Annotated in this window: 4 protein-coding genes; all 4 read left to right on the top strand. The window is 66.8% G+C overall.

The annotated features are described in order from the left end of the window. Nucleotides 1–79 precede the first annotated feature (79 nt). The 4 genes from tnpA to HNQ73_RS17765 all read left to right on the top strand — a co-directional run bounded on the left by tnpA (nucleotide 80) and on the right by HNQ73_RS17765 (nucleotide 3,142). Nucleotides 80–481 carry an IS66-like element accessory protein TnpA gene (tnpA, locus tag HNQ73_RS17780; RefSeq protein WP_024850032.1) on the top strand — a complete coding sequence of 134 codons (402 nt, stop codon included), beginning with the start codon at nucleotides 80–82 and terminating at the stop codon, nucleotides 479–481. Nucleotides 482–504: 23 nt separating this feature from the next. After that, nucleotides 505–825, top strand: coding sequence for an IS66 family insertion sequence element accessory protein TnpB (gene tnpB / locus HNQ73_RS17775; RefSeq protein WP_477099933.1), 321 nt, complete (start codon nucleotides 505–507; stop codon nucleotides 823–825). Between the two features lie 92 nt (nucleotides 826–917). Then, on the top strand, nucleotides 918–2,501 hold the full coding sequence (tnpC, locus tag HNQ73_RS17770; protein WP_244650305.1) for an IS66 family transposase: 1,584 nt from the start codon (nucleotides 918–920) through the stop codon (nucleotides 2,499–2,501). Further along, nucleotides 2,462–3,142, top strand: a complete 681-nt coding sequence (locus HNQ73_RS17765) for an IS1096 element passenger TnpR family protein (protein WP_210305403.1) — start codon at nucleotides 2,462–2,464, stop codon at nucleotides 3,140–3,142. The genes tnpC and HNQ73_RS17765 overlap by 40 nt, the downstream gene beginning before the upstream one ends. Nucleotides 3,143–3,180: the final 38 nt, after the last annotated feature.

Genomic DNA, 3,180 nt, shown 5'->3' with positions numbered 1-3,180 from the left:
CGTATCCCTCCGGTGACGGCCGCCTTGCGGTCTGAGGGCGAACGTCGGAAGTCCTAGGGACAATCCTAGGAGTAGCCCTATGACGATGCCGCGAGTGGAGGTGATCACGTCGGTCGAGAGACGGCGCCGCTGGTCGCGTGAGGAGAAGGAGCGCCTGGTGGTGGCATCTTTCGAGCCTGGCGTGACGGCCTCGGAGGTCGCGCGATCGGCGGGCATTCACGTCAGCCAGCTCTTCCGATGGCGCAAGGAGCTGTGTGATCGGGTCGATGTTGGCGCCACGCAATTGGTCCCGGTCGAGATCGTCCCTGCCGCCCAGCCGCCCGTCGTTGAGACGCCGGCATCATCGGCGTCTCCCAACCGACGTCGCCGCAAGAGCGGCATCATCGAGATCGAGCTTGGCGGCGGGCGCCGTGTCCGTGTTGATCGCGACGTGGATGGCGAGGCGCTGCGGCGCGTGCTGGACGCGCTCGGGTTGCGATGATCCCGGTTCCGAGCGGCGTGCGGGTGTGGCTGGCGACGGGTCACACCGACATGAGGAAGGGCTTTCCGGGCCTGGCATTGGTAGTGCAGGAGACGCTGAAGCGTGATCCGCACAATGGTCACCTGTTCGTCTTCCGTGGTCGTCGCGGCGATCTGATCAAGGTGCTTTGGCACGACGGCCAGGGCGCCTGCCTGTTCTGCAAGCGGCTGGAACGGGGGCGCTTCATCTGGCCATCGCCGGCCGACGGCGTCGTGACGATCACGCCGGCCCAACTCGGCTATCTACTCGAAGGCATCGACTGGCGCATGCCGCAGAAGACCTGGCGGCCGACGGCGACCGGCTGACGATTTGGTCTTGCACATGGCGGTGGATATGATTCCATTTCCATATGCCCGACGCTGAATCGCTCCCTTCCGACCTCGCCGCCGCCCACGCGATGATCCTGGCGGAGCGCGCCGCACGCATCGAGGCCGAAGCTCTTGCCGCCCACGCGGCGGCGGTCAGCTCCGGAACGGAGGCGTTGATTGCACGACTGAAGCTGGAGATCGAGAAGCTCAGGCGCGAACTCTACGGCAGCCGCTCGGAGCGCAAGGCCCGGCTGCTCGAGCAGATGGAGCTTCAGCTCGAGGATCTGGAAGCTGATGCTGTTGAGGACGAACTCTCTGCCGAAAGGGCGGCTTCCCGGTCACAGACGGTCCGCTCGTTCGAGCGCCGGCGCCCGTCGCGCAAGCCGTTCCCGGAGCACCTGCCGCGCGAGCGCGTCGTGATCGCCGCACCCGAGAGCTGCCCCTGCTGCGGCTCGACCAGGCTGTCGAAGCTGGGCGAGAACGTGACCGAGACGCTGGAGGTGATCCCGCGTCGGTGGAAGGTCATCCAGACGGTGCGCGAGAAGTTCTCGTGCCGCCAGTGCGAGACGATCACCCAGCCGCCGGCGCCGTTCCACGTCACGCCGCGCGGCTTCGCCGGGCCGAACCTGCTGGCGATGGTGCTGTTCGAGAAGTTCGGCCAGCATCAGCCGCTGAGCCGGCAGAGCGAGCGCTATGCCCGCGAAGGTGTCGAGCTGAGCCTGTCGACGCTGGCCGATCAGGTCGGCGCATGCGCGGCGGTGCTGCGTCCGCTGCATGCGCTCATCGAGGAGCATGTGCTCTCGGCGGAACGGCTTCACGGCGACGACACGACGGTGCCGATCCTGGCGAAGGGCAAGACCGACACCGGCCGGGCCTGGGTCTATGTCCGCGACGATCGGCCCTTCGGCGGGACATCGCCACCTGCAGCCCTGTTCCACGCATCGCGCGACCGGTCTGGCGATCACCCCGAGCGGCACCTGAAGCAGTTTACCGGCATTCTGCAGGCCGATGCCTATGCCGGTTACAACCGGCTCTACCTCGTCGACCGCAAGCCCGGACCGGTGATGGAAGCGCTCTGCTGGAGCCATGCGCGGCGCAAGTTCTTCGTGCTCGCCGACATCGCCGCCAACGCGCGTCGCGGCAAGACCGCGCCGCCGATCTCACCGATCGCCTTCGAGGCCGTGAGGCGCATCGATATCCTGTTCGACATCGAGCGCGACATCAACGGGCTGCCTGCCCAGCAACGTCTTGCCGCGCGTCAGGAACGGAGTGCGCCGCTCGTCGCCGAACTGGAAGAGTGGATGCGTGGCGAGCGGGCCAGGCTCTCGCGCCATGCGCCCGCCGCCCAGGCGATCGACTACATGCTCAAGCGCTGGAATGGCTTCACACGCTTCCTCCAGGACGGGCGCGTCTGCCTCACGAACAATGCGGCCGAACGGGCGCTGCGCGGTCTGGCACTGGGCAGGAAGTCCTGGCTCTTCGCCGGGTCGGACCGCGGCGCCGATCGCGCGGCGATCATGTACACGCTGATCGCAACCGCCAAGCTCAACGACGTCGACCCGCAGGCCTGGCTGGCCGACGTGCTCGCCCGCATCGCCGACACGCCGCAGGGCCGCCTGGCCGATCTCCTGCCGTGGAACTGGAAGGCGCAATCTGCAAGACTGGCCGCATGAGCCCGTCCCCGAAGATCGCCGCATCCGACAGCCTCAACGAGATCGCCACGGTCCGCGTCGAACTGCGCGACACCGATCCCCTGATCTGGCGCGAGGTCGAGGTGCCGACCTCGATCACGCTGAAGGTGCTGCACGACATCATCCAGGCCGTGATGGGCTGGTTCGACTACCATCTGTGGGAGTTCACCATCGGCAAGCAGAGATACGGCCTGCCGATGGACGAGGACTGGGGAACGGCGCCGCGCAAGGACGCCGCCAAAGTGCGCCTGCGCGATGTGCTCAAGCCGCGCAGGACGACGATCGACTACCTCTACGACTTCGGCGACAGCTGGGAGCTTCGGCTCACCGTGACCGGCGTCAGGGCCGGCCATCCCGAGACCTCCTATCCGCGCTATCTCGGCGGCGAGAGGAACGCCCCACCCGAGGATTGCGGCGGCATTCCAGGCTTCTACGACATGCTCGACGCGCTGGCCGACCCCGACCACCCCAACCATGCCGACGCAACCGAATGGACCGACGACTACGATCCCGACACCATCGACGAACTCCCGATCAAATACGCGCTCTTGCGCATCGCGAACCGACGAAACCCAGCCAAGGCGCGATTGATCAACAAAGCCCCGCCGAAACCCGATAACTGATCACGCCGCCATAACCGCGGTCCTCACCAGACGGTTAC

Origin of the sequence: Chelatococcus composti, from assembly GCF_014201415.1 — a bacterium.
Classification (GTDB): Bacteria; Pseudomonadota; Alphaproteobacteria; order Rhizobiales; family Beijerinckiaceae; genus Chelatococcus_A; species Chelatococcus_A composti.
Note: the sequence above shows the minus strand (reverse complement) of the source record. Positions and strands in the feature narration are given on the sequence as shown.